The following is a 24,407-nucleotide window of genomic DNA, read 5'->3' on the forward strand; positions in this document are numbered from 1 at the left end:
CCGGCCGAGGGCGAGGGCGAATTCCGAGACACGCCTCAGCACGGATTGTCTTGGGGAGCGCCCTCGGGGAGAGCGGCCCGTTCCGTCTCGGTGAAACCGGCCCCGAAGGCCCGGCAGAGCTGATCGCGCCAGGCCGCCGCGGTGAGCGCGACCTCGGTCGGCATGACCCGGTCGCCGCGGAGCGCCAGCGTGCTGGTGACGGCGGCCTCGTTCGGCCCGGTCTCCTCGTCGGTGAGCCGCAACGCGCCGCTCGACGTGCCCCGCTCCAGGTCCCAGAACTCGACGCGGCGTCCACCGTCGACGTCGGTGAACGTCACGACGTAGGCGCCGTCCTCCTCCGGCGTGATACCGAGCGGCGACCATGCGTCCGGCGCGGTGACCGGCGATCCGACCGGTCGGCCGGTGGCGACGTCCCAGACCTGGATGGTCTTGTCGGCCTCGAGGTGGATCAGCCGGTCACCGGTCGCGTCGAAGAGCATGCCACCCGTGTCAGCCGTCATCGGAAGCGTCGACAGCAAGGTCCTCGTGCGGTAGTTCCACAGTTGTGGCCGCTCCGTGTTGGTGTAGATCAGGACCTCGCCCGGATGACCGATGCGGAGCAGGACGTGCGGGTCGGACCGATACTTGCTGAGCAGCGCCTCGCCGGCCGGCACGGTCAGTTCCGACTCGGTCCGGCCGGAGCCGCGATCCCAGACCGTCACCCGGTTGCCGACGGCGACAGCCAGCAATCCGCCCTCGTCCCGATCCAGGATGTCCCACTCGTATCGCGCCCCTTGCTCCGCCGGGGCCCGGAAGACGCCGGCGGTGCGCAGGCCGGGCACCGAGTACTCGGTGAACACCCGGGCGCCGTCCTGCCACACCGAGGTCCACGGGATTCCGATGTTGCCGAAGCTCACCCCGGCCGGCGCGCCGAGGTGGGCGACGGACCGGCCGGTGCCCGGAGACGTCACCTCCAGCCGGTCGTAGTAGTGCGTCAGGACGTGCTCGCCGTCCTCGGTACGGCTGTTGCTGCCGGGCATGGCCAGCGGATCCCGGGCGATTGGGCGCAGCCGCAGGACGGCCGTGCCGATCCCCAGCAGAGCCATCGGCGGGCCGCCGGCCACGTCAATGACCGTGAGCCTGGTCAGATCGCCGGCCGACTCGTCCCGGGCGGAGCGGTACGGCAGCACGAAATCGTAGGACTCGCCGGTCACCAGCGACGTGATCCGCCGGATCGTGGCGGCGTCCTCCCGGACCGAGGTCACCTCGGGCAGAAGGTGGTTGCCGTCCGGTGTGGCCTCGGTGCCACAGTCGGGCTGCCGCGCCGCGACCCGCTCGTTGGGCTTTCCGGTGGCGGCCCGCACCACGCTGACCGTGGCCGGTGCCCCGTCCTGCGTGTTCTCGTCGACGCACCGGTGGACCCATCGCCCACCGCCACCGGGTGTCGCACCGGCCGGAAACCGCCGGACCGACCGCCCGCTGGTCAGCGACCTGACCTCCAGATGGTCGCTGCCCGAGACCGCGCGATTCACCAGGATCGTCGACGGGTCGTCGGTGAAGCCGATCCCCGAGATCGCGCCGTCGCCGAGAACCCGGGACGGCAACGGCATCCAGGTGAGGCCGGGAAGGCTCCACATCAGGGCTCCGGCGCCGTCCTCTCCGGCCACCAGCAGCCTCGCGCCGTCCCAGCTGAACGCCCAGGACTGCTTGTCGACGGCGGTGATCGGCCGGCTGCCCGGCAGCGACAGCGGCCTCCGCCGCCCCGCGACGTCCCAGAGGGACAGCGCCGTGCCGTTGCCGCCGGTGATCACCCACCGACCGTCGGGGCTCGGCATGGCACGGTTGTGCGAGGTGGGCAGCAGCCAGGTCGACGCCCGGCCGACGGTCAGGCCGGTCACCACGGTGAAGGTGCTGCCCGTGGCCGCCACCAGCACCATGTCACCGTTCTCGGACGCACTGAGACTCTTGATCGGCCCGGTCGCCGTGACACCGTCGAACACGTGCTCCACCGACCGCATCGCCATGTAGCGATTCGCCAGGGCGGCCCGCGCCGATGGGTGGGACGGCTCCAGGCGCCAGGCCGCGAGCGCCAGCCGGGTGGCGAAGGCCGGATCACCAGCCGCGGCCGCCTCGGAGGCAACCGCCAGATTGCCGGCGTTGGCCGTTCTCAGCTGCTTGTCGAGACGGTCACCGCGGTTGACCGCGAGCACCGCTGTCGTCGTCGCCAGGACCGTGAGCAGCACCAGCGCGGCCGCCGTGATCCGGCGGGTCCAGGCGGTACGCCGTTGCTGGCGTACCGAGGCGGCCAGGAACTCCCGTGCGTCGTCGCCGAGCCGGCCGGCCGTGTCCGGGTCGATCCGGGACCGGGCCTCGGCGAGACGCCCGGCCCGGTAGAGGTGGGCCCGATCGCCGGCCGCCGCACGCCAGCCGGCCGCGGCGAGTTCCAGTTCCTGGGCCACGAGCAGGCCGGCGCGGCTGTCGCCGACCCAGTCCCGCAGCAGCGGCCACTCGCGGATCAACGCCTCGTGGGCCAACTCGACGGAGTTCTCGTCCACCGTGACGAGCCGGTGATCGGCGAGCTTGCCGAGCGCGGCCTCGGCGTCGGCGCCGCTCACCGCGGCACGCTGGATTCGGCCCCGGGTGTCCGGCCGGCCGGCCGCGCCCACTCGGACCAGGCTGATCAGCAGACGGCGGGCCGCCGCCTTCTCCGGCGCGGTGAGGGCGGCGAACGCCGCGTCAGCGGTCTGCTGCACCGCCTGCCGCACCCCGCCGGTGGCCTGGTAGCCGGCCAGCGTGAGGGTGCGTCCGGAACGACGGTGCCAGGTGCTCAGCAAGGCCTGTGAGATGAGGGGCAGGGAGCCGGGGCCACTGCCGGCCGTGTCATCGGCGCCCAGGTCGGCCCCGGCGTCGATGAGAAGCCTCTCGATCAGCCCGGGTTCCAGACGGAACCGGCTGCGCCGTGCCGGTTCCAGGACGGCGGTTCGCAACTCACCGGTGGTCATCGGCCCCACCACGACATTCCGCTCCTGGAAGGCGGAGACCAGCTCGGGAAATCCGGCGCAGGGCCCGTCGAAGTCCGACCGCAGCCCGAGCACCACGAGCGCCCGCGGACCCCCCGGGCCCGGCCGGGAGAGGTCGTGCAGTGCGGACACGAACGCGCGCTGACGGGAGGGCGCGATGCCTTGGACGAACAGCTGCTCGAACTGGTCCACCAGAATCAGCAGCGGACTCCGGGCGGACGGGCCGGGCCCGCCGGCGAGTGCGGTGTTCAGCGCCTCGACCGGGTCGGTGGTGATCCGGATCCGCACCACATGGGAGTCCGGGACACCCGGTTGCACTACCGCTCCGTTGCGGATGGCCGGAACGACGCCGGCCTCGATCAGCGAGGTCTTGCCGTTCCCGGAAGGCCCGCTGACGACGGTGATCCCACCCGTGGGCAGGGCGGCGCGCATCTTCCTCAGCACCGCTTCCACCACGGCGTCGCGGCCGGCGAACAACCTCGCGTCCTCGGTGGTGTACGGCTGGAGCCCCTGGTACGGGCAGCTGTCGTCGCCACCGGCGGGCGGCTCGCCGGGGTCCTCGCCGGTCGGCCTGTCCATCGGATTGCGCCCGAGGACGACCTCGGCCGTCAGATCCCCGGCCTGCAGGATCGGGACCGGGTACCCCTGCTTCGCCAGACGACCGCGCAAATGCCGGAACAGATGCCGGAGCTGGAGATCACCGGGCTCCCCGGGGACACCGTCCCGAAGAGCCTCGATGAACGCGCCGCTGAACGTGGTGTGTTCCGCGCCCTGCGGCGCCCAGGCGAGCTCGTCGGCGCCTGCGGCCGCGAGCAGCACACCGTCCTCGGCCGGCGGCTCGGCCCGGCCGGCGAAGCAGCAGTCCAGGACCAGAATCGCACGGCGTCCGCCCCGGAGCCGCACCGTCTCCTGGATCTCCCGGACGGGCAGCGCCTGGTACGCGCCGACCGTCGCCGGGTCGACAGCGCCCTGGACGGCCAGGTGCAGCTCGCGTCGCCGGTTCAGGATCCCGTGCCCGACGTAGTAGATCAGCAGCACCTCGGTCGCCTCCTCGGCGGCCGCGGCGATGGCCCGCTGGAACTCGTTCGGCGTGGCCGGGTCCTCGACCGTCCTGATCTGCTCCTCGGCGACCCCGCACGCGTCCCGGAACACGGCCCGCAGGTCTCGCAGCGTCGTCGCGACGGCCGGCACCGACGACGGCCACCCCGCGCCGTCGTGCCGGCCGGTGCCGAGCAGCACGACGCGGGAACCGAGGGCGTCGAGGCGCGCGCTCACGCGCCCGGGTCCTCCGGCTCCGCGTCGCCGGCCGCCGTGAGCAGTTCGCGGGTGAGGTCGCTCAGCGCCGCAGCGTCCAGCGCCTTCACGGTCTTGGCGTCCAGCTCGATCTTCGCGCCGTTACGGCCGGTCACGACGACTTTGACGGCGCCCACCCTGGTCCGCAACCAGGCCACCAGCACGGCGACGAACGCGCTGCCCGCGGACGCGGCGACGATCTGGAGCGCGTCCCCTGCCGGGCCGAGCCGCTCGGCCGGAGCCGGCGCCTCGACCAGGCGCACAGCGCCACGCAGGGCATTCTCCTCGTTCAGCCAGTCACGCAGATCCAGCAGCCGGCCGTAGACGTCGTCCCCCACCACGGCCACGTACGCGTCCACGGCACGACCCCCAGGATTCCGCGGATCCACGATGGATCCGGACAGTCACAGTGCCACGAACGAACAGCGGCATCAACCGCCGTCGAACAGTGGGTCTCACCTGCCGCGGACCCGGTCCGCAACCGATCCGGGAATTGACCAGTGCGACCGTCCGGATCCGCCGACTCGAAAGTGGATTAGCACGTTTGCCTCGGAAGCGTGGCACAAACGTCTCGATTTCGGCCGAACAGCCGCCACCGGCAGACGGCCGGACAGCCGAAAACGGTAAACACGGTGAGTCGGAAACAATGGTTGCCGCAGCCCGGCGAAATAGTCTTTCCCGGTCAGCTCCGTACCGAATCACCGGGGGTTTCTCGCATGTTCCGACTTCTGACCGCCGGCGCCACCGCGCTCGCCGCCGTCGCGATCGCCGCACCGGCCCAGGCCCGCCCGAATCCCGTCCCGGACCAGCGGATGACCATCGGGGTGGTGAACGCCATCGGCTCCGGATGCCCGGACAAGACCGCGCGAATCGCCGTTTCGCCGGACAACACCGCGTTCACCGTCACGTACTCCGAATACACCGCCCAGGTCGGCCCGGAGGCGTCACCGCTCGATTTCCGCAAGAATTGCCAGCTCGCCCTGGACGTGAAAGTGCCGACCGGTTTCACGTTCGCGATCGCCAGCGCGGATTACCGCGGATATGCCAGCCTGGCGCGCGGCGCGTGGGCCATGGAATCGGCGAACTACTACTTCCAGGGCCATGCCACCACCACCCGCTTCGAGCACCGGTTCACCGGGCCGTTCAGCGACGACTGGCAGCGCGGTGACCAGGTCGGGATCGCGTCGCTGAGCTTTCTGCCGTGCGGCGAGCGCCGTTACCTGAACATCAACACCGACCTGCGGGTGAACCGTGGCACGTCGGACGCCCGCAAGGAGACCAGCTTCATCTCGATGGACTCGACGGACGCCGCGATCAACACGGTCTACCACGTCGCCTGGCGTCAGTGCCGATGAAGCCCCGGGCTGGCACTCACGGCTGCGTTCGGCGCTCGGCACAGCCGTGAGCACCAGCCGGTGCCACTACTTGTCGAAGGCGGCCCACGGGCTTTCCGCTGGTGGGCGGTGACGGCCGGCCGTCTCGTCGGCGGCCGGCCTCGACTCGGCGAGCGGCGTCGGCTCGGCGGGCGGCTGCACGGAACGGTGGGCGAAGAACGCGGCCAGCGCGGTGGTGATCGGCACCGCGGCGATCAGCCCGATCGTGCCGACCGCGCTGCGGACCAGCTCCTGCGCGATCAACGGGCCGGTGAGCAGCTCCCCGACCGGCGTGCCCCCGGTCGCGAAGAGCAGCATCAACGGCAGCGACGCGCCCGCGTAGGCGAGCACGATCGTGTTGATCACGGAGGCGATGTGCGCCCGGCCGATGCGCGTCGCGGCGCCGTAGAGGCGGCGGAACCCGTACGCCGGATTGGCGATCGCCAGCTCGGTGACGGTGGCCGACTGGGTGACCGTGACGTCGTCGAGCACGCCGAGCGAGCCGATCACGATGCTGGCCAGCAGCAGGCCCTGCATGTTGACCTCGCCCTGGCTGATCGACAGGAAGTTCGAGGTGTCGTCGACGACGCCGGTCAGATGCACCACGGCGACGCTGATCCCGGCCAGCACCGTCGTGATGATCAGGCTGGCCAGGGTGCCGGCCACCGCGATCGTGGTGGTGATGGTGAGCCCGTGCGTCAGGTAGAGCACGGTCAGCATGATCGCGGCCGAGCCGACCACCGCGACGAGCGTCGGGGACCGGCCGTCCAGGATCGCCGGCACGATGAAGAACAGCAGCACGCCGAACGTCACCGCGAGACCGGCCAGGGCGGTCACCCCGCGCCACCTGCCGAACGCGACCACGGCCAGGGCGAACGCGATGCCGAGCAGCCACAGCTCGCGGGAGCGCTGGTGGTCGGCGATCGACCAGGAGAGCCCGCCGTCCTGGTTCTCCAGGCCCATCACGACGACCCGGTCGCCCTTCTTGATCTCGGGGGCGCCCGGGCCGTACGGCAGCTCGGTGCTCACCACCTCGCCGGACTCCAGCTTCACCGTGGCCGTGCCGCAGCCGGTTGGTTGCTCCTCCCCGGCCGGGACGGGCGCGCACTCGGTGTGGGTCAGCGTCTGGACCACGCCGTTCGACTGTGCCGGGCCGTCGGGAGCGGACTCCGCCCGGGGCGCGTCCCGGGGCCAGAGCAGCAGCATCCCGAGCGCGGTGAGCAGGACCGCCGGGATCAGCAGCAGGAGCGTGAGGCGACGGGCCTTCGGGAGCAGGTCGGTGCCGTGCGCGTGGCTGTGGCTGTGCGGTTCGGGCATGCCGCACCCTAACCGGCCGGTGGCTGCTCGCGGCGAGCAAGCACCCCCCGGTCATCTGCTGGCTAGGGCCGCCGCGTACGGGCGGTGGCGCGATCCTCGGCCGTGCGGCCGAAGAGCAGCCAGAACTCGGTGATCGCGAGCGTCAGCACGGGACGGCGACCGGCCAGGTATCCCAGCGGGCCGGCCGGGTCGGGACGCCAGGCCGCCGCGGCCGTACGCACATTGCCTCTGCCTCTGACCGGGGTCCTTTTGACCCGGCCCTCCAGCGCCTGGGCGACCGTGAAACCCAGCGGGAAGCGGCCCGGAACCCGGCGTTTCAGCCGGACCAGCGCCGACGCGATCGGGGCGCCCTCCGGTGTCGCGGCGGTCGCGTCGAGCAGGTCCTCGTCCGCGTCGAGCGTGAACGTGGCCAGTTCCTTCGGGATGCCCCACAGCTGGCGGCCGCCCTCCCGCGAGGCGACGCTGTCCACCCAGATGTCGGTGATGCTGACCCGGGGCCGGCCGCGCTCGTGCGTGAGCACCGCGCTGAGCAGCTCCCGGTAGTGCAGGACGCCCCCGGGCTGATAGTCGACCCAGGCCGCGCCGACCGCGGCCCGGCCCCCGAACGACAACGGCCGTGCCGCCGCGCCCAGCACTTCGGGCAGCGGCGGCACGGCTCGCATCGGGACGAGGAAGACCGACAGGTACATCTGTCCGCGCAGGTGCCAGGGCTCGGGCGGGTACATGCTCCAAGACTGGCATCGATGGGTCAGTAACGGAAGCGGCTGACCACGCTCTGGAGCTGGGCGGAGGTCTCGGTGAGCTCCTCGGCGGCCCGGCGGGTGTCGGCGACCGTGTCGGTGGTGCGGCGGGTCGCCTCGGAGACCCCGGTGATCGTCGCCGCGATGTCCCCGGCGCCGCCGGCCGCCTCGTGCAGCGTCCGGTTCATCTCCTGGGTGGTCGCGGTCTGCTCCTCGACCGCCGACGCGATCGTCAGCTGCAGGCCGTTGATCCGCTCGATGATCTCGCTGATCTCCTCGATCGCGCTGACCGCGCCGCTGGTGTCGGCCTGGATCGACTGGACCCGGCGGGAGATGTCCTCGGTCGCCTTCGCGGTCTCCTGGGCCAGGTCCTTGACCTCGCCGGCCACCACCGCGAAGCCCTTGCCCAGCTCACCGGCGCGGGCCGCCTCGATGGTGGCGTTCAGCGCGAGCAGGTTGGTCTGCTCGGCGATGCTGGTGATCACCTTGACCACGGTGGCGATCTCCGCGGACGACTCGCCGAGCCGGGCGACGATCTGGTTGGTGGCCGCGGCGGCCTGCACGGCCTGCACCACCACCTGGGTCGCCTCGGAGGTGGAGACGCTGATGTCGCGGATCGCCGAGCCCATCTCCTGGGCGCCGGCCGAGACGAACTGCAGGTTGTTGGAGACCGTGTCGGCGGCCGCCGAGACCGTGCCGGCCTGCGCCGAAGCCTCGTTCGCCGCCGCGTCGACGGCGGTGGAGACCGAGGAGAGCTGACCGGCCGCGTGCTGCAGCGTGGACGCGCTGCCGGCGAGCTGCACGACGTCCTCGCGGAGGCGGGCGATGCCCCGGTCCAGCGCGGCGGCCATCTGGCCCACCTCATCCTGGCTGGTGACCCCGGAGGTCCGGGTCAGGTCGCCCTCGGCGAGCCCCTCGGCCAGCTTCGAGACGCTCCGGACGGACCGGCGCACGCTGCCCGCCACCCGGAACCCGATCAGCAGGCTGAGCAGCACCCCGGCGGCCAGCACCAGGGCGATGACCCAGGTCGCCCGGGTGGCCGCCGAGCCGGCGTCGGAGATCTGCGCCTCGGCCAGGGACGTGGCCCGGGCCTTCAGCGCGTTCGCGTCGTCACCGAGCGCGCCGTGCAGCTTGTTGTAGTCGATGAGGGCCTGGTTGAGCTCGGCCTGGGTGGCCTTGGTCAGATCCTTGCCCATGAACCCGAGGTACGCCGTCCAGTCCTCCTGGGCCTTGGCCACCGTGGCGTCGCCCGGCAGCGTCTTCTCCAGGGCCTTCAGGGCGTCGTCGACCGCCTGCTTGTTGAGGTCCATGCCCGCCTTGATGTCCTTGGCGATGGCGGGGTAGAGCTGGAGCGCCGACGCGTTGCCGGCGTACGCCTCGATGTTCTGGCTGAAGTCGGTGACCGACGACCCGATCGCCAGTGACTGGCGCTGGGCCGTTGCCGCCTTCTCGTTGAGGTCGTGCACCCGGTAGATGGCCATGCCACCGACGATCACGCCACCGATCGTCGCGGTCAGGGCCGCCGCGCCGATCTTCGTCCGCAGGGAACGGTTGTCGAACGCACCACTCAAGCCCATGGCCGTACCTCTCCTCAACAGTGTCTGACACCCGCTGAATCGGCACGGTCCGCTGCCGGTTAAGCAACCTCGGCAAGCGCTCCGAAGATGAGACTCGTGGAGGCGGCCCCCGGGTCCTGATGTCCGATGCTACGTTCCCCCAGGTAGGAGGCGCGGCCTTTTCGGGCCTGCAGGGGCACGGTGGCCTCCGCCCCGGCCTGCGCCGCGCGGGCCGCCGCCCCGGCCGCCCCGGCCAGATCCGCTCCCCCGGCGACCGCTTCCTCGAAGGCGTCCACAGCCGGGCCGTACGCGTCGATCAGGGTCTTGTCCCCCGCAGCGGCGCCGCCCAGCTTCCGGACCGCCGCCAGCCCCGCGCGCAACGCGGTCACCAGGTCGGCCGGCTGCACCTCGGGGGTCGCCGGCAACGCCTTCCCGGCCGCGCGCAGAGCACTGCCGTAGAGCGGGCCGGACGCGCCACCCACCCGGGACATCAGGGTGGCACCGGACTTCACCAGCACCTCGGACACGGTCTCCGGCGGCGACTTCTCCAGGGCGGCGACCACCGCGGTGAACCCCCGATGCAGGTTCACCCCGTGGTCACCGTCGCCGATCGCCGAGTCGAGGCGGGTGAGCCCGTCGGCGCCGGCCGCGATCGCCTCGGCGGCGGCGCGCATCCAGTCCCGGGCGAGCGCTGCATCCATGCTCAGGCACCCCAGCGCAATCCGGGGGTACGCACCGGCGCGTCCCACAGCCGGATCATCTCGTCGGTGGCCTGGCACAGCGTGACCGACATCCCGGCCATGTCCAGACTCGTCACGTAGTTCCCGACGAGCTGCCGGGCGATCGTCACCCCGCGCTCCTCCAGGTGGGCCGCGACCTCACCGTAGATCAGGTAGAGCTCGATCAGCGGCGTTGCGCCCAAGCCGTTGACCAGCACGATCACCGGGCCGGAGAACGACTTGGCGGTCAGGATCGCGTCCAGCGCCGACCGCACGAGCTCCTTGGCGGGACGCCACTTCTCCCGGCGGCGGCCCGGCTCCCCGTGGATGCCGACACCGGCCTCGATCTCGTCCGCCGGAAGGTCGAAGCCGGGACGACCGGCGGCCGGGGTGGTTACGGCCGTCAACGCGTACGCGAAAGAGCCGGAGGCCGCATTGACCTCGCGCCCCAGAGCGGCGACCTCGCCGAGCTTGCCACCCTCCTCGGCGCGCGCCCCGGTGATCTTCTCGACCAGCAGCGTCGCCCCGGTCCCCCGGCGCCCGGCCGTCCACGTCGAGTCCTCCACCGCGACGTCGTCGTCGACCAGCACCGTCTCGACGCTGATCCCCTCCTCGCCGGCCAGCTCCCCGGCGAGCTGGAAGTTCATCACGTCGCCGGTGTAGTTCTTGACGATGTGCACCACCCCGGCGCCACCGTCGGCAGCCTTCGTCGCGGCCAGGATCTGATCCGGCACCGGCGACGTGAAGACCTCACCCGGGCAGGCAGCGTCGAGCATGCCCGGCCCGACGAACCCGCCGTGCAACGGCTCGTGCCCCGATCCGCCACCGGAGACCAGGGCCACCTTGCCCGGCTGTGGTGCGCCGGCCCGGACGATGTACCCCTCCTCGACCTCCACCCGCAACTCCGGATGGGCGGCGGCGAGCCCCCTGAGGGACTGGGCCACCACGTCGGCAGGGTCGTTGATGAACTTCTTCACGGCCGGCTCCTCTCCGTGCTTCTCGGAACACCCACTGCATCCTCGCGCGGTCTAGAGTCGAGATCCATGGGGCTCGTGGGAATCGTGCTGGTTTCGCACTCCGAGCAGTTGGCGTCAGGCCTGCGCGACCTGTTGCGCCAGGTCGCGCCCTCGGTGCCGGTCCACGCCGCCGGCGGCACCGACGACGGTGACCTGGGCACCAGCCCCGACCGTCTCGCCGAGGCCATCACCGCGGCCGGCTCGGACGCCGGCGTCATCATCCTGGCCGATCTGGGCAGCGCCGTGCTGACCGCCCGGGCGGTGCTGGACGACATGCCGGGGCCGGTGCTCGTCGACGCGCCGTTCGTGGAGGGCGCGGTCGCGGCCGCGGTCACCGCCTCCACCGGCGCCGGCCTCGACGAGGTCGCCGAGGCCGCCCGGGAGGCCCGCGATGTCCCCAAGTTCTGAGATCGCGGTGGTGCTGCCGGCGGCGTTGCACGCCCGCCCGGCCGGCGAGGTGGTCAGGGCCGCCGCCGCGTTCCGGGCAACGATTGAGGTACGGCACGGGGAGCGCGCCGCGCCGGCTCGCAGCGCGCTGAAGCTGATGTCGCTGGGCGCGCCCGCCGGCGCCACGGTCACCGTCCACGCGTCCGGTGAGGACGCCGCCGCGGCCGCCGAATCCGTCGCCGAAACCCTCCGCGCCGCCACCTGACCGCTGTCGAGCCCCACGCCCCGGATCCGCGTCGTTCCGGAGTTTCCCGACCTGGTACGCCACTACTACCGGGCCAGCAAGCTCTGGTCGGGTTCGTACTTCGCCGGGTCTGTCGGCGGCGCACCGCTGAGCGTCATCAAGCAGTACATCGAGCGGCAGAACCGTCCCGGTTAAGGCACTGCTCGGGCCTGGCGGCCCTCCCAGCGCGGGCCTTCACCCCCGGCCTGAAGGCCGGAGCACTGGCCCGCATTCCGGTAGCGATCCGGATCGGTGAGCAGACCGCCGGCGAGCGTGACGACCTCCTCGGCCCGATCCCGGACCTCGGTGAGGTCACCGCCGTCGGCGAATCGTGCGAGCGCGAGGTTGAGGGTGGCGCGGCCGAGGGCGTGCAGCAGGCGCCCCGGGTCGGCGAGCTCACGGGCGGCGGCGACGGCCCGGCCGACGGCCGCCTCGGTGTCCGGGCCGAGCCCGCTGCGCGCGGTGCTCTCGTCGGCCGCGTCGAGCAGGCGGTCGACCTCGCCGGGGGTGCTCACCATGGGGTTGTCGCACGCCGTGCGGGCATGCCGCTGTTCTATCAGGACTTCGAGGGCCGCCGATACCCCTGATCCCTACGACCGGTCCTGGGCCGATTCCGCGGGTGACGGGCGGTTGCGGTTCTCAGCGTGCGCACAGCGAACGCCACGAATGCTGGGGCCGTGACGATCATGATCGCTGGTTTGCCGTTGACCGTCGCCGAGGCTGTGGCCGTGCTGGGCTCACTGGTGCTGGTGTTAGCCCGGTGGCTGCCGCCGCCGGCCCGCCGGCCCGCTGCCCTCGGTGCCGCTGCCGTGGTGCTCGCCGGAGCGGCGTTCACGCTGCCGGGAATCCGCTGGCAGATCCTGCTGGTGCTGGGCGCCGACCTGCTGGCCGTCCTGGCGACCGGCGGGGCGTGGCTCCTGGCCCGCCGGACCGGCCGCGGTGGGCGGACCCGCCGGCGTCTCGCGCTGCCGGGTTCGCTGCTCTGCGCCGCCCTGGTCGCCGGGGGCGGAGTCGCGGCCTGGGCCTTGCCGGTGCCGGTGTTCCCGCGACCGTCCGGGCCGTCAGCGGTCGGCACCACGGTGGTGCAGTGGACCGATCCGGCCCGCGACGAGGCCGCGACGCCGGAACCGGGCGACCGCCGTACCGTGGTCGTGCAGTTGTGGTACCCGGCCGAGCGGGTCGCCGGCGACGCTCCCCGGGCGCAGTACCTGGGCCGCACCCGCCGGGAGGCGCAGATCGTGGCCGGCGCCGAGGCGGCGTATCTCGGGGCGCCGGGCTTCCTGCTCGACGGGCCGGCCCGCTCCCGCACCCACGCGGTGGCCGGGGCGGCGCCGGCGGCCGGGCGCTTCCCGCTCGTGCTGTTCTCCCCCGGGCTGGGTGGGGTGCGCACGCAGAACACGGCGTGGGCCGAGGACCTGGCCAGCCGCGGTTACGTCGTGGCCGGGGTCGATCATCCGTACGACTCGGCCGCTGTCGTGCTCGACGACGGCCGTACCGTCCGGACCCGCATCGCGGCCGGCGGCGATCCGGACGAGGACGCCCGCCGGCGGATCTCCTGGACGACGCTGCGGGCGGCGGACCTCAGTTTCGTCCTGACCGAACTCGGCCGCCTCGACGCCGCTGATCCCGCCGGGCGTTTCACCGGGCGGCTCGACACCACGCGGGCCGCGGCGACCGGCCATTCCGTCGGTGGCGCCGCCGCCATGCGCGCCGCCCGGCTGGACCCGCGGTTCACGGCGGTGATCAATCTGGACGGCGGCCTCGATCCCGACCAGGGTCCGCTGCGCCAGCCCGTCCTGGTCCTGACCCACGAGGTCCGCGATCGGGCGGACGCCGACTTCGTCGCCAAGGTGACCAAGGTGCTCGACGGCGGCGGGGCGACCGGCTATCGGCTCAGCGTGCCGGGCAGCGCCCACCTCAGCTTCACCGATGCGCCGCTCTATCTGCCGCCGGTGCCCGCGCTGGTGGGTTCGCTCGGTCCGGCCGAGAGTCTGCGGATGACGATGGCCACCACCGCCGCGTTCCTCGACGCCACCCTGCGCACCGAGGCCGTCGACCTGCCGGCGTCGCTGACGGAATTCGGTGCGCTGTCGGTGCACCGGCCGGCCGCCGTCCGGTAACTCCGGCCTACATCACGGCGACTCTCAGAAGGTCCTGCCGCGCGGTGGCGAGCAGAACGGCGAAGTCGGAGTCGTCGCCGAGGATCCAGCGGCGGGTGGCCGACCGGAGGACGGCCAGGCCCACGTCGGCGGCCAGCTGCGCGGTCTGTTCGTCGTGTCCCCGGCGGACCAGGGCGGCGACCAGTTTCTCGGCGAGCGTCACCATCTTGATCAGTTCGCGCTCTCGCAGGGCCGGGCTGGCCGCGATCACCGCGGCTCGCTCGATCAGGAAGTCACGTGGCCGTAGCACCTGCGGGGTGGACGCGAAGGCCGTCAACAGTGTCGGCAGGGCAGCGAGCCCGTCCGGCGCGGCCTGGATCACGGGCAGGTAGCAGGCCTCCAGATCATCGTCGCCGAAGAGGACCTCGCGCTTGTCGGCGAACCAGCGGTAGAAGGACCGCTCGGTCAGATTCGCCCGCTGCGCGATCTGCGCGACCGTCGTGCCGTCATAGCCCTGTTCCCGGAACAGATCCAGCGCCGCCCGCTCCAGACGCCCTCGCGTGTTGCCCTCCCACCGTGCCATGCCCCGATCCTAGTGACGACAGAATCTGTCGTCACGGTGTAGCGTCAGTGACGACAGATTCTGTCGTCACGATAAGGGGATCATCATGCGTGCTCTGCGCTTCCACTCCTACGGCGATCCGGCCGACGTGCTGCGGCTTGACGAGACGACACCCCCGGATCCCGGCCCCGGGCAGGTCCGGATCACCGTCGAAGCGTGCGGACTGACCCCTGCGGACTGGGCTATCTGCGGCGGCCTGCACACCGGAGAGCTGCCCCGCGGCATCGGCCTGGAAGCCTCCGGAACGGTCGACTCACTGGGCCCCGGCGTGACCGGCGTCAGGATCGGCGAGCCCGTCTTCGGGCCGGTCGTCTACACCGGGTCGTCGGCGGGCGCGGCGGACCAGGCCGTGCTCCGCACATGGTTCCCACGCCCGGCCGCGCTGGGCGCGGCGAAGGCGGCCGCGCTCCCCATGGCGGTGGAAACCGCCTACCGGGGCCTCTCCGCCCTCGGCGACGTCTCCGGAAGGACAGTGCTGATCAACGGCGCCGGCACCACCGTCGGGTTCGCGGCGGCGCAGATCGCCGTCCGGCTGGGTGCGCACGTCATCGCCAGCGCCGGGAAGACGTACGCCGATGCGCTGCACGAAAGAGGAGCCGAGGTCCTGGCGTACGGCGAGGGCCTCGGTCGTCGGGTGACGGCCCTGGCCGGCGGTCCGGTCGATCGGGTCTTCGACACCGCACCGCCGGGCGCCATGCCGGAGTTGCTGACCACCGTCACCGACCCCGCCCACATCGTCACGGTGACGGACTTCGCCGCGATCGAGGCCCTGGGAGTTCGCACCACCGACATGAACCTGCGCTACGACGTCCTCGGCGAGTACGCCGAGTTGGCGGCCCGGGGCGGATTCACCATCCCGATCGCCGCGACCTACCCCCTCGACGACTGGCGCGAGCCCTTGGCTGTCAGCCGCTCCGGACAGGCGCGCGGCAAACATCTCCTGATTCCGTGACCGCACGACCGGCGCGACGGCCGTGCGGTCGTCGCGCCGGTAGGGACCCGGCCCGCTCACCCGGCGGGCGGCGATGCTCCATCGCGTGAAGCAGGCGGTGCTTTCCGCGTTCCGGAGGACCATGCCGGCGCCGGCGAGGGAGAAACCGGCTCGACTCTGAACCACCCGCGATGCGCATCCCGGCTCCGGCCTCTCCGGCGGCTTTGTCAACCGGTGACGGTGCCGGTGAGATGGGGGCGTTTCGAGTGGACGGCAAAGGTCCAGCCGGCGCCGGTCGCAGAGGAGGTGAAGCGGACCGTCGACGGCAGCAGGATGGGCTGTTTGAAGGCGACCTCCACCGTGTACGACTCCGGCAGCCGGCCCTCCAGCGCGGCCAGGCAGCGCGCCTTGGTCCACATGCCGTGGGCGATCTGCCGTGGGAAACCGAACAGCTTCGCGCCGAGCCGGGACGTGTGGATCGGGTTGCGGTCGGCGGAGACGGCCGCGTAGTCGGTGCCGACGCGAGCGGGAAGACGCCACACCGCACCGGCGGCCGGGGAGTCACCGGCGGCCGAAGAGGCGGGTGACGAGGCAGGTAACGAGGCGGCGGGTGACGAGGCGGCGGACTCCTTGCGGAGGTACGTCGAGACGCCGCGCCACACCTCTTCCCCGTCCACCGAAGCCGTCGCCACCATGTCGAACTGCCGGCCCCGCGCATGCGACCGCAGGTCCACGGCGCGCACGCTCAGGTCGAGGCGGCTGGACGCGTCGATCGGGCGGTGGAGCGTGATCCGGTTCGCCACGTGGACCAGCCCGATCATCGGCAGCGGGAACTCCGCCGCCGACATCAGCCGCATGGCCAGCGGAAAAGCGAGGACGTGCGGGTACGTCGCGGGGAGCGCATCGGTCAGCCGCATCCCGCACACCCGGTCGTAGCGGGCCAGGTGGTCCCGGGACACGCGGACCCCGCGGTGCACCAGCTCGACGTCCGGCAGGGCTGAGCCGGGCCGGCGCAACAGGCCGAGGGCCGCTCGCGCGTACGCCGCGCTGGTTCCCGGCCCTTCGCTCAGCTCGACGACGGCGACCATGTCAGGCTCCCAGCAGGCTCTGGCCGCACACCCGCACGACGTTGCCGGTGATCGTCGACGATCCGGGCGAGGCGAACCACGCGATCGTCTCGGCCACGTCGACCGGCAGGCCGCCCTGCGACATGCTGTTCAACCGGCGACCGGCCTCGCGCAGGCCGAGCGGCATCTTCGCGGTCATCGCCGTCTCGATGAACCCGGGCGCCACGGCGTTGATAGTGATGTCCTTGTCGAGCAGCGCGGGCGCGGTCGACTGGACGAGCCCGATCACCCCGGCCTTGCTGGTGGCGTAGTTGGTCTGCCCGCGGTTCCCGGCGATCCCGGCGATCGAGGCGACCCCGACGATCCGACCGCCGGGCTTGATCAGGCCCCGTTCGAGGAGCAGGTCGTTGACCCGCTCGGGCGCGGTGAGGTTGACGCCGATCACCGAGTCCCAGCGGCTCTCGTCCATCTTGAAGATCGTCTTGTCGCGGGTGATGCCGGCGTTGTGCACGACGATGTCGACGCCGCCGTGCGGGCCGGCCGCCAGGTATCCGGCGAGGCGCTCCGGGGCGTCGGCGGCGGTGAGGTCGAGCTGCAGCGCGCGGCCTCTGGCCTGGTTCGCGACGTCGGCGAGCGCGTCCCCGGCGCCGGGCACGTCGAGCGCGATCACCTCGGCGCCGTCGCGGGCGAGGATGCCGGCGATCGACGCGCCGATGCCCCGGGCCGCGCCGGTGACCAGGGCGAGCTTGCCGGTCAGCGGCTTGTCCCAGTCGGCGGGCGTGGTCACGGTGCCCGCGCCGACGCGGATGACCTGGCCGGACACATACGCCGAGCGCCCGCTGAGCAGGAACCGCAGCGTCGACTCGACGGCCTGCTCGCCGCCGGGCGCCACGTACACCAGCTGGGCGGTCACGCCGCGGCCGAACTCCTTGCCGATGCTGCGCGTCAGACCCTCCAGGCTCCGCTGCGCGGTCGCCTCCTTCGGGCCCGCCGTGGCTTCCGGCGGGGTGCCCAGCACGATCACTCTGCCGGAGACGTTCAGACTGCGCGCGTACGGATGGAAGAAGTCGAACAGGGCGCGGAGCCCCGTGGAGTCGGCGATGCCGGTGGCGTCGAAGACGAGGGCCGCGTACCGGGTGTTCGCCGCGTCGGTCTCCGTGACCTGCACCCCGGCGCTCGCCAGCAGTTTGCCGACGGGCTCGGCCAGCCGGCCGCCGGGCGCCGCGCCGAGCAGCACCGGACCGGGCGCGACGGGGTCACCCGGGCGGTAGCGTCGCAACCGGGGCGGGTCGGGCAGCCCGAGACGCTTGACCATGGCCCGGCCCAGACCGGAGTTGGCGAAGTTCGCGTACCTGTCAGCCATGCGAGTACCCTACCGGTCAGTAGCTTCGATGACGTCAATGTGTGGAGGATCGTCGTGCCGACCGTGCGCCGCGTCGCCGTCCTGGGCGGTAACCGTATCCCGTTCGCCCGGTCGAACAGTAAGTATGCCGCCGCCTCGAACCAGGACATGCTGACCGCCGCGCTGGACGGGTTGATCGCCCGGTTCGGCCTGGCCGGCGAGCGCCTCGGCGAGGTGGTGGCGGGGGCGGTCCTCAAGCACTCGCGCGACTTCAACCTGACCCGCGAGGTGGTGCTCGGCTCGCGTCTCGACCCTCGCACCCCGGCGTACGACATCCAGCAGGCCTGCGGCACCGGCCTGGAAGCGGCGATCCTGGTCGCCAACAAGATCGCGCTCGGGCAGATCGACGCGGGCGTCGCGGGCGGCGTGGACACCACGTCGGATGCTCCGCTGCAGGTCAACGAGGACATGCGGCAGGCGCTGCTGGAGCTGAACCGGGCGAGGACCCTCGGTCAGCGGCTCAAGGCCGTCGCCAGGCTGCGCCCGCAGCAGGCGCTGCAGCCGGAGATCCCCCGCAACGCCGAGCCGCGCACCGGCCTGTCGATGGGCGAGCACGCCGCGATCACCGCACTGAAGTGGAACGTGAGCCGCGAGGCGCAGGACGAGCTGGCGCTGGCGTCGCATCAGCACCTGGCCACGGCGTACGGCGCGGGCTTCTTCGATGATCTGATGACGCCCTATCTGGGGCTGACCCGTGATCAGAACCTGCGGCCGGACAGCTCCCTGGAGAAGCTTTCCACCCTCAAGCCGGTGTACGGCAAGGAGGGCGCGACGATGACGGCGGGCAACTCGACACCGCTGACCGACGGCGCGTCGACGGTGCTGCTGGCCTCCGAGGAGTGGGCGGCGGCGCACTCCCTGCCGGTGCTGGCGTACTTCGCGGATTCCGAGGCGGCAGCCGTCGACTACGTGCACGGCGACGAGGGGCTGCTGATGGCCCCGGCGTACGCGGTGCCCCGCATGCTCGCCCGCAACGGCCTCACCCTGCAGGACTTCGACTACTACGAGATCCACGAGGCGTTCGCGTCGCAGGTCCTGGCCACGCTCGCCGCGTGGGAGTCGCCGCAGTTCTGCAAGGAGAAGCTGGGCCTGGACGCGCCGCTGGGCTCGATCGACCGCGCGAAGCTGAACGTCAACGGCTCGTCCCTGGCCGCCGGGCACCCGTTCGCGGCGACCGGCGGCCGGATCGTGGCCACCCTGGCGAAGTTGCTGGCGCAGAAGGGATCGGGCCGGGGCCTGATCTCCATCTGCGCCGCGGGTGGCCAGGGCGTCGTGGCCATTCTGGAGCGCTAGATCCTGCCCCGCGGATCAGGTGAGAGCGAGCCGTGATCCGCGGGACAGGACCTGAACGTCAGGCGCAGGCCGCCGTGCCGGTCGGGGCCGGGCCGGTCCCCTGGAAGCCGAAACTGGTGCTGGCCCCGGCTGCGACGCTGCCGTTGTAACCGACGTTGCTGAACGTCACCGCGCCGCTGGAGCCGCTCGCGGTGGCGCTCCAGCTGTTGGTGATCGCCGCGCCGGACGGCAGTGTGAGCGCGACCTTCCAGCCGGTCAGCGCGGTGGCGCCGGCCTTCACCGTCACCGTCGTGACGAAGCCGCCGGTCCACGCGTTGTTCGTGAACGTCGCGGTGCAGGAGCCGCCCGTGCCGGTGCTCGGCGAGCTGCTGGCGCTCGGCGAGCCGCTCACGCTCCCCGACGGGCTGGTGGGGGTGGCGCCGAAAGCGGCGATGACCGCGTCGTACGCCTGCTTCGGGTTGCCGTTGTTGTCGAACAGCAGCGGGGTGTCGCCGGAACGCCAGGAGTCCGAGTCGCGGATGCCCCACACCGTGATCCCGGTGCACTTGGTCACCGCCAGACAGGCTTTGACCACGTTCGCGTACGTCGTGGCCTGCGCCGTGCCCGACCCGGCGATGTCCAGCTCGGTGATCTGCACCTCGACGCCCAGGTCCGCGAACCGCTGCAGGTTGGCCTGGTAGTCGCTGGGCAGCGGGGACGCCGAGTTGATGTGCGACTGGAAGCCGACGCAGTCGATCGGCACGCCGCGGGCCAGGAAGTCCTTGACCATGGTGTAGACGCCGGTCGACTTCGCGTTGACGCCGTCGGTGTTGTAGTCGTTGTAGCAGAGCTTGGCGCTCGGGTCGGCGGCCCGCGCGGTCCGGAACGCCACCTCGATCCAGTCGTTGCCGGTGTTCTGCAGGTTCGAGCTGCGCCGGGAGCCGTCGCCGTTGTCGGAGAACGCCTCGTTCACCACGTCCCAGGCGTACAGCTGGCCCTGGTAGTGGGTGGCGACGTTCGTGATGTGGTTGACCATGGCGTTGCGCAGCGCGGTGCCGCTCAGCGAGGACGTCCAGCCGGGCTGCTGCTGGTGCCAGGCCAGCGCGTGCCCGCGGACCCGCTGCCCGTTCGCCTTGGCGCGGGCCACGATCGTGTCGGCACTGGAGTAACTGAACGAGTTCTGCGACGGCTCGGTCGCGTCCCACTTCATCTCGTTCTCCGGCGTGACCATGGTGAACTCGCGGTCCAGGATGCCGGTGTAGACCGCGTCGCTGAACTTGTACGCCGCGGCGGCCGTACCGAAGTACCTGCTCTTGGCGGCGGCGGCGGAACCGAGCGTGGTGGCAGCGCTCGCGCTGGGAGTGACGGTGAGGACGGCGGCGGCGGCGAGGGCTCCGGTCGCCAGGGCGGCGAGGAGGGCGTGCGTGCGTCTCATGGGGAGCTCCAGTCGGGGATCTGGAGGCATCGACAGTCATCGACACCGTTCGGAACGCTACCGACATGTATCGGAAACCTCAACCGGTTCAGGCAGTGAATCCGCAGTTGGCAGCCTTCGAAACTTTCGGAAGATCGATCTGTGCGTCGCCTGTGAAGGACGCTCGCCGCTCGCGATCAAGCGCCACGTCCGGCACGCTGACAGGAGGCGCGACTCACCGGGCAGTGGAAAACCCCGGGGGGTTGTGATGCGGGTTACCCGCCCCTAGAGTTACCGACGAGTTAAGCAAGCGTCACCCCGGCAGAATGGGCACCGCTGTGGAGTTCTGGCTCGATCTCAACGAGGAACAATCGGACCTGCGCGACTGGGTGCACGGCTTCGCCGAGCAGGTCGTCCGCCCGGCCGCCGCGGAATGGGACGAGCGCGAGGAAACACCCTGGCCGATCCTGCAGGAAGCCGCCAAGATCGGCCTCTACGGCTTCGAGTTCCTGATCAACACCTGGTCCGACAACACCGGCCTGTCCCTGCCGATCGCCAACGAGGAGCTCTTCTGGGGCGACGGCGGCATCGGCATGGCGATCTCCGGCACGTCGCTGGCGGTCGCCGCGATCTACGGCTCGGGCACGCCGGAGCAGCTCGTCGAGTGGGTGCCGCAGTGTTTCGGCGACGCCGACGACCCGAAGGTCGCCGCGTTCTGCTCGACCGAGCCGGAGGCCGGCTCCGACGTCGCGTCGATGAAGACCCGCGCGGTCTACCACGAGGCCACCGACGAGTGGGTGCTGACCGGCCAGAAGGCGTATGCGACGAACGGCGGCATCGCGAACGTCCACGTCGTCACCGCCAGTGTCGACCCGGCGCTGGGCTCGCGCGGTCAGGCCGCGTTCGTGGTCCCGCCCGGCACGGCGGGGCTGGCCGGCACCAAGAAGCTGAAGAAGCTCGGGCTGCGGGCCTCGCACACCGCCGACGTCTTCCTGGACGACGTGCGCATCCCGGGCAGTTGCCTGCTCGGCGGCAAGGAGGCCCTCGACGAGCGGCTGGACCGGGCCCGCAACGCCGCGCCGAAGAACAAGAACGCCGCGATGCGTACGTTCGAGCTGTCCCGCCCGGCCGTCGGCGCACAGGCGCTGGGAATCGCGCGGGCGGCCTACGAATACGCGCTGGAATATGCGAAGAATCGCGTCGCCTTCGGCCGTCCCATCATCGAGAACCAGGCGATCGCGTTCGCCCTGGCCGACATGAAGACCGAGATCGACGCCGCCCGGCTGCTCGTCTGGCGGGCCGCCTGGATGGGCCGCAACGACAAGCCGTTCACCGCCGGCGAGGGCTCGATGTCCAAACTGAAAGCGGGCGAGGTGGCCGTCGCGGTCACCGAGAAAGCGGTGCAGATCCTCGGCGGCGCGGGCTATCTGCGCGAGCACCCGGTCGAGCGGATGTTCCGGGACGCGAAGATCTACACGATCTTCGAGGGCACCTCGGAGATTCAGCGACTGGTCATCTCCCGCGCCATCTCCGGCATGCAGATCCGCTGACATGGACGCGCTTTTCGTCGGCGGCACGATGCTGCGGCGGGGACTGCTGACCCCCGGGAATCCGGTGCGGATCGTGCGGCAGTTCGCGGCGCTCGGCCGGTGGGGTTTCGGGCTCGCCGGCGAACTGCGGCAGGCCGCGGCCCGCAGCCCGCGGCGGATCGCGGTCATCGACGATCAGCGCCAGGTCACGTACGCGCAATTGCTGCATCGTGCGGAACGGCTCGCGCGCAGCCTTCCGGTGGCGCCGGGAGAGAGAATCGGTCTGCTGTGCCGCAATTCGGCGCGCATGATCGAGGCGCTGATCGGCGCGACGACGCTGGGCGCCGATCCGGTGCTGATGAACACCGGCCTGTCGGCGGGTCAGCTGGCCGCGGTCGCGAAGGATCAGGGTCTGCGGGTGCTGCTCCACGACGACGAGTTCGCCGAGAGGGCCGCGCTGGTCGACGGCGTGGAGAAGATCGGCGAGGCCCGTTTCGAGGAGCTGATCGCGCAGGCTCCCGCAGCGAATTCCTCGCCCCCGGAACGCCCGGGCCGCACCATTGTCCTCACGTCCGGAACCACCGGCGTGCCGAAAGGCGCCCGGCGCCCGACCCCGGGCGGATTCCGTCCGCTGTGCTCGATCATCGACCGCATTCCGCTGCGGGCCCAGGACCGGGTGCTGATCGCCGCGCCGCTCTTCCATACCTGGGGATTCGCCGGCCTGCAGATCGCGCTCGCCCTGCGCGCCACGATCGTGCTGCGCCGCAGATTCGACCCGGCCGCCGTTCTCGACGACCTCGTGCGGCATTCCTGCAGCGCGATGATCGCGGTTCCGGTGATGGTGCAGCAGTTCCTGGAATTGCCGGAGCCGGCCCGGAAACCGGCGCTGCGCGCGGTCGCGGTCAGCGGTTCGGCACTGCCGGGCGGGCTGGCGACCCGCTTCATGGACCGTTACGGCGACGTCCTCTACAACCTCTACGGTTCGACCGAGGCATCGTGGGCGTCGATCGCCACCCCGGCCGATCTGCGATTCGCGCCGAACACCGCCGGAAAGCCCCCTTACGGTACGCGGATAGCCGTGCTCGACCCCGACGGGAAACCGGTCCCGCAGGGCGAGGTGGGCCGGCTGTTCGTCGGCAACGAAATGCTTTTCGAGGGCTACACGAACGGCGGCTCGAAAACGATGCACGAAGGTCTGCTGGCGACCGGCGACCTCGGGCACGTCGACGCCGAGGGCCGCGTCTACGTCGACGGCCGCGAGGACGACATGATCGTCTCCGGTGGGGAGAACGTGTACCCCGGTGAGGTCGCCGACCTTCTCGCCGACCTGCCGCAGGTGAGGGACGTCGCGGTGATCGGCGTGCCGGACGAGGAGTACGGCCAGCGGCTCGCCGCCTACCTGGTCCTGCGCGACGGCGAGACGCTCGCCCCGGAAACGGTCCGCGACCACGTGCGGCAGCATCGCGCGCGCTTCTGCGTGCCCCGCGACGTGGTCTTCCTGGACGCGCTCCCCCGCAACGCCACCGGCAAGGTCGTCACCCGGGAACTCCCCCGCTGAGGCCCGGCCGGCCGCACCGCCCGCGAAGCGGTGGCCGGCACCGCCGACGTCGAGGACGTCTCTCGTACGCCAAAGGTGACGGGTCTTGGCGGTGAAGTTGGTCGCCCTCATGGACTCGGTGCCGTGGGGCCGCTTCCGTCGTTGGCGTAGACGAGTCAGACCCCCCGATAGCAAAGGACGTGAAATGAGCGGTTGGCAGAGTTCCCTCGAAGGCGGCAGCGGATGTCTCGACCTCGGTCGCGGTCTGTTCGGCGGCGGGGACCAGGGCATCGGCCACGGGCAGCAGCACAACGGAGGATGGGGCGGCGCCGATGACTGCGGCGACGGCGGCCAGGCCGGCGGCGGCGACCACGGCTGGGGCGGTCCCGGCGGCGACCCGGGCCGGGGCGGCTTCGACGACTGCGACCCGGGCCAGGGCGGCGGCGCTCCGATGAGCCACGACCACCACATGATCCCGTTCTGCCACTGACGACGTGCGCTGACAGCCGGCGGCATCGGACCGCCGGCTGCCGGCCGGGCACCGGCACCTGACGGAGGCTGCGATGACCGTGCGGAGCGACCTGAGCATTGAGGACGACCTTTTGGACGTGGTCCAGATGGTGCTGCAGGGAGCCGCCGCCAACGTACGCCCCGATCTGGAAAGCCGGATGCGGCTGGCCGCCGCGGAGCTGGCCGGCGGGCACCCCACGTTGATCATCGCGGAAACGGTGATGCACGCCCTGCAGCAGCTGGAAGTCGATCTCCGGAACCGGCGGGCGGTGATGGCCGACCCCCGCCGGCGGGCGCGCCTCGCCACCGAGGCGCGTGACGACGAGGCCCGCCTGCGCGCG

22 protein-coding genes and 1 pseudogene are annotated in these 24,407 nt (G+C 71.7%); 11 read left to right on the plus strand and 12 right to left on the minus strand.

All coding sequences use genetic code 11. From position 1 onward, the window contains the following. Window positions 1-35: 35 nt before the first annotated feature. Entirely contained in the window at window positions 36-4,274 is a 4,239-nt protein-coding gene (locus tag Acy02nite_RS04335) for a caspase, EACC1-associated type (RefSeq protein WP_203738468.1), read from the minus strand. Next, a complete protein-coding gene (locus Acy02nite_RS04340; protein WP_203738469.1) occupies window positions 4,271-4,651 on the minus strand; it encodes an effector-associated constant component EACC1 in 381 nt (126 codons plus the stop codon). Before Acy02nite_RS04340 ends, Acy02nite_RS04335 begins: the two co-directional genes overlap by 4 nt. Before the next feature lie 357 nt (window positions 4,652-5,008). Here Acy02nite_RS04340 and Acy02nite_RS04345 point away from each other — a divergent pair, with 357 nt between their 5' ends. Further along, a complete protein-coding gene (locus Acy02nite_RS04345) occupies window positions 5,009-5,647 on the plus strand; it encodes a DUF4360 domain-containing protein (protein WP_203738470.1) in 639 nt (212 codons plus the stop codon). A 66-nt stretch (window positions 5,648-5,713) separates the two neighbouring features. Here Acy02nite_RS04345 and Acy02nite_RS04350 read toward each other — a convergent pair whose 3' ends face one another. The 5 genes from Acy02nite_RS04350 to dhaK all read right to left on the minus strand — a co-directional run bounded on the left by Acy02nite_RS04350 (window position 5,714) and on the right by dhaK (window position 10,974). After that, window positions 5,714-6,982, minus strand: a complete 1,269-nt coding sequence (locus Acy02nite_RS04350; RefSeq protein WP_203738471.1) for a YibE/F family protein — start codon at window positions 6,980-6,982, stop codon at window positions 5,714-5,716. A gap of 62 nt (window positions 6,983-7,044) precedes the next feature. Next, window positions 7,045-7,707, minus strand: coding sequence for an acetoacetate decarboxylase family protein (locus Acy02nite_RS04355; RefSeq protein WP_203738472.1), 663 nt, complete (start codon window positions 7,705-7,707; stop codon window positions 7,045-7,047). 23 nt (window positions 7,708-7,730) lie between these two features. After that, window positions 7,731-9,299, minus strand: a complete 1,569-nt coding sequence (locus tag Acy02nite_RS04360) for a methyl-accepting chemotaxis protein (protein WP_203738473.1) — start codon at window positions 9,297-9,299, stop codon at window positions 7,731-7,733. 59 nt (window positions 9,300-9,358) lie between these two features. After that, window positions 9,359-9,979 carry a dihydroxyacetone kinase subunit DhaL gene (dhaL, locus tag Acy02nite_RS04365; RefSeq protein ID WP_203738474.1) on the minus strand — a complete coding sequence of 207 codons (621 nt, stop codon included), beginning with the start codon at window positions 9,977-9,979 and terminating at the stop codon, window positions 9,359-9,361. Window positions 9,980-9,981: 2 nt separating this feature from the next. Then, entirely contained in the window at window positions 9,982-10,974 is a 993-nt protein-coding gene (gene dhaK, locus Acy02nite_RS04370; protein WP_203738475.1) for a dihydroxyacetone kinase subunit DhaK, read from the minus strand. A 66-nt stretch (window positions 10,975-11,040) separates the two neighbouring features. Here dhaK and dhaM point away from each other — a divergent pair, with 66 nt between their 5' ends. From dhaM to Acy02nite_RS46325, 3 genes and pseudogenes are all read left to right on the plus strand, one after another. Next, window positions 11,041-11,421 (plus strand): dihydroxyacetone kinase phosphoryl donor subunit DhaM, encoded by a 381-nt coding sequence (dhaM, locus tag Acy02nite_RS04375; protein WP_203738476.1) that lies wholly within the window; start codon window positions 11,041-11,043, stop codon window positions 11,419-11,421. Continuing rightward, the gene (locus tag Acy02nite_RS04380; RefSeq protein WP_203738477.1) at window positions 11,405-11,665 is read left to right on the plus strand and encodes an HPr family phosphocarrier protein; all 261 of its coding nucleotides are present in this window, start codon (window positions 11,405-11,407) and stop codon (window positions 11,663-11,665) included. Before dhaM ends, Acy02nite_RS04380 begins: the two co-directional genes overlap by 17 nt. A gap of 27 nt (window positions 11,666-11,692) precedes the next feature. After that, a pseudogene (locus Acy02nite_RS46325) lies at window positions 11,693-11,839 on the plus strand (transposase); the annotation flags it as partial. Here the strand turns inward: Acy02nite_RS46325 and Acy02nite_RS04390 are convergent. After that, window positions 11,836-12,201: a hypothetical protein gene (locus Acy02nite_RS04390; protein ID WP_203738478.1), complete on the minus strand. Its 366-nt coding sequence runs from the start codon at window positions 12,199-12,201 to the stop codon at window positions 11,836-11,838. The pseudogene Acy02nite_RS46325 and the gene Acy02nite_RS04390 sit on opposite strands and share 4 nt — an antisense overlap. 168 nt (window positions 12,202-12,369) lie before the next feature. Here Acy02nite_RS04390 and Acy02nite_RS04395 point away from each other — a divergent pair, with 168 nt between their 5' ends. Beyond that, window positions 12,370-13,803 (plus strand): alpha/beta hydrolase family protein, encoded by a 1,434-nt coding sequence (locus tag Acy02nite_RS04395; protein ID WP_203738500.1) that lies wholly within the window; start codon window positions 12,370-12,372, stop codon window positions 13,801-13,803. A 7-nt stretch (window positions 13,804-13,810) separates the two neighbouring features. On the opposite strand, the gene Acy02nite_RS04400 is transcribed toward Acy02nite_RS04395, so the two are convergent. Then, window positions 13,811-14,365: a TetR/AcrR family transcriptional regulator gene (locus Acy02nite_RS04400; protein ID WP_203738479.1), complete on the minus strand. Its 555-nt coding sequence runs from the start codon at window positions 14,363-14,365 to the stop codon at window positions 13,811-13,813. 85 nt (window positions 14,366-14,450) lie between these two features. Here Acy02nite_RS04400 and Acy02nite_RS04405 point away from each other — a divergent pair, with 85 nt between their 5' ends. Continuing rightward, entirely contained in the window at window positions 14,451-15,356 is a 906-nt protein-coding gene (locus tag Acy02nite_RS04405) for an NADP-dependent oxidoreductase (RefSeq protein WP_203738480.1), read from the plus strand. Between the two features lie 206 nt (window positions 15,357-15,562). On the opposite strand, the gene Acy02nite_RS04410 is transcribed toward Acy02nite_RS04405, so the two are convergent. Both Acy02nite_RS04410 and Acy02nite_RS04415 read right to left on the minus strand, forming a co-directional pair. Further along, complete coding sequence (locus Acy02nite_RS04410) at window positions 15,563-16,423, minus strand: MaoC/PaaZ C-terminal domain-containing protein (protein WP_203738481.1); 861 nt, start codon at window positions 16,421-16,423, stop codon at window positions 15,563-15,565. Between the two features lies 1 nt (window position 16,424). Continuing rightward, a complete protein-coding gene (locus tag Acy02nite_RS04415; RefSeq protein WP_203738482.1) occupies window positions 16,425-17,765 on the minus strand; it encodes a 3-oxoacyl-ACP reductase in 1,341 nt (446 codons plus the stop codon). Window positions 17,766-17,819: 54 nt separating this feature from the next. Between Acy02nite_RS04415 and Acy02nite_RS04420 the strand changes: the two genes are divergently transcribed. Beyond that, entirely contained in the window at window positions 17,820-19,097 is a 1,278-nt protein-coding gene (locus Acy02nite_RS04420; RefSeq protein ID WP_203738483.1) for an acetyl-CoA C-acetyltransferase, read from the plus strand. A gap of 58 nt (window positions 19,098-19,155) precedes the next feature. Here Acy02nite_RS04420 and Acy02nite_RS04425 read toward each other — a convergent pair whose 3' ends face one another. Next, on the minus strand, window positions 19,156-20,511 hold the full coding sequence (locus Acy02nite_RS04425; protein ID WP_203738484.1) for a glycoside hydrolase family 10 protein: 1,356 nt from the start codon (window positions 20,509-20,511) through the stop codon (window positions 19,156-19,158). A gap of 305 nt (window positions 20,512-20,816) precedes the next feature. Here Acy02nite_RS04425 and Acy02nite_RS04430 point away from each other — a divergent pair, with 305 nt between their 5' ends. From Acy02nite_RS04430 to Acy02nite_RS04445, 4 genes are all read left to right on the plus strand, one after another. Beyond that, window positions 20,817-22,040: an acyl-CoA dehydrogenase family protein gene (locus Acy02nite_RS04430; RefSeq protein WP_203738485.1), complete on the plus strand. Its 1,224-nt coding sequence runs from the start codon at window positions 20,817-20,819 to the stop codon at window positions 22,038-22,040. A gap of 1 nt (window position 22,041) precedes the next feature. Then, window positions 22,042-23,577, plus strand: a complete 1,536-nt coding sequence (locus tag Acy02nite_RS04435) for an AMP-binding protein (protein ID WP_203738486.1) — start codon at window positions 22,042-22,044, stop codon at window positions 23,575-23,577. Between the two features lie 184 nt (window positions 23,578-23,761). Further along, window positions 23,762-24,046: a hypothetical protein gene (locus tag Acy02nite_RS04440; protein ID WP_203738487.1), complete on the plus strand. Its 285-nt coding sequence runs from the start codon at window positions 23,762-23,764 to the stop codon at window positions 24,044-24,046. Between the two features lie 73 nt (window positions 24,047-24,119). Continuing rightward, window positions 24,120-24,407, plus strand: a 288-nt coding sequence (locus Acy02nite_RS04445; protein WP_203738488.1) for a hypothetical protein, incomplete at its 3' end; no start/stop codon positions are given.

It is taken from the genome of Actinoplanes cyaneus, from assembly GCF_016862095.1.
Taxonomy (GTDB): Bacteria; Actinomycetota; Actinomycetes; order Mycobacteriales; family Micromonosporaceae; genus Actinoplanes; species Actinoplanes cyaneus.

What these genes read in the sequence shown, in the direction of transcription:
- dhaM (WP_203738476.1), top strand. Translation starts at nt 11,041, where the DNA reads ATGGGGCTCGTGGGAATCGTGCTGGTTTCGCACTCCGAGCAGTTGGCG.
- Acy02nite_RS04415 (WP_203738482.1), bottom strand. Translation starts at nt 17,765, where the DNA reads ATGGCTGACAGGTACGCGAACTTCGCCAACTCCGGTCTGGGCCGGGCC.
- Acy02nite_RS04360 (WP_203738473.1), bottom strand. Translation starts at nt 9,299, where the DNA reads ATGGGCTTGAGTGGTGCGTTCGACAACCGTTCCCTGCGGACGAAGATC.
- Acy02nite_RS04425 (WP_203738484.1), bottom strand. Translation starts at nt 20,511, where the DNA reads ATGAGACGCACGCACGCCCTCCTCGCCGCCCTGGCGACCGGAGCCCTC.
- Acy02nite_RS04410 (WP_203738481.1), bottom strand. Translation starts at nt 16,423, where the DNA reads ATGGTCGCCGTCGTCGAGCTGAGCGAAGGGCCGGGAACCAGCGCGGCG.
- dhaL (WP_203738474.1), bottom strand. Translation starts at nt 9,979, where the DNA reads ATGGATGCAGCGCTCGCCCGGGACTGGATGCGCGCCGCCGCCGAGGCG.
- Acy02nite_RS04435 (WP_203738486.1), top strand. Translation starts at nt 22,042, where the DNA reads ATGGACGCGCTTTTCGTCGGCGGCACGATGCTGCGGCGGGGACTGCTG.
- Acy02nite_RS04350 (WP_203738471.1), bottom strand. Translation starts at nt 6,982, where the DNA reads ATGCCCGAACCGCACAGCCACAGCCACGCGCACGGCACCGACCTGCTC.
- Acy02nite_RS04355 (WP_203738472.1), bottom strand. Translation starts at nt 7,707, where the DNA reads ATGTACCCGCCCGAGCCCTGGCACCTGCGCGGACAGATGTACCTGTCG.
- Acy02nite_RS04400 (WP_203738479.1), bottom strand. Translation starts at nt 14,365, where the DNA reads ATGGCACGGTGGGAGGGCAACACGCGAGGGCGTCTGGAGCGGGCGGCG.
- Acy02nite_RS04395 (WP_203738500.1), top strand. Translation starts at nt 12,370, where the DNA reads ATGATCGCTGGTTTGCCGTTGACCGTCGCCGAGGCTGTGGCCGTGCTG.
- Acy02nite_RS04405 (WP_203738480.1), top strand. Translation starts at nt 14,451, where the DNA reads ATGCGTGCTCTGCGCTTCCACTCCTACGGCGATCCGGCCGACGTGCTG.
- Acy02nite_RS04380 (WP_203738477.1), top strand. Translation starts at nt 11,405, where the DNA reads ATGTCCCCAAGTTCTGAGATCGCGGTGGTGCTGCCGGCGGCGTTGCAC.
- Acy02nite_RS04345 (WP_203738470.1), top strand. Translation starts at nt 5,009, where the DNA reads ATGTTCCGACTTCTGACCGCCGGCGCCACCGCGCTCGCCGCCGTCGCG.
- Acy02nite_RS04430 (WP_203738485.1), top strand. Translation starts at nt 20,817, where the DNA reads ATGGGCACCGCTGTGGAGTTCTGGCTCGATCTCAACGAGGAACAATCG.
- Acy02nite_RS04390 (WP_203738478.1), bottom strand. Translation starts at nt 12,201, where the DNA reads ATGGTGAGCACCCCCGGCGAGGTCGACCGCCTGCTCGACGCGGCCGAC.
- Acy02nite_RS04440 (WP_203738487.1), top strand. Translation starts at nt 23,762, where the DNA reads ATGAGCGGTTGGCAGAGTTCCCTCGAAGGCGGCAGCGGATGTCTCGAC.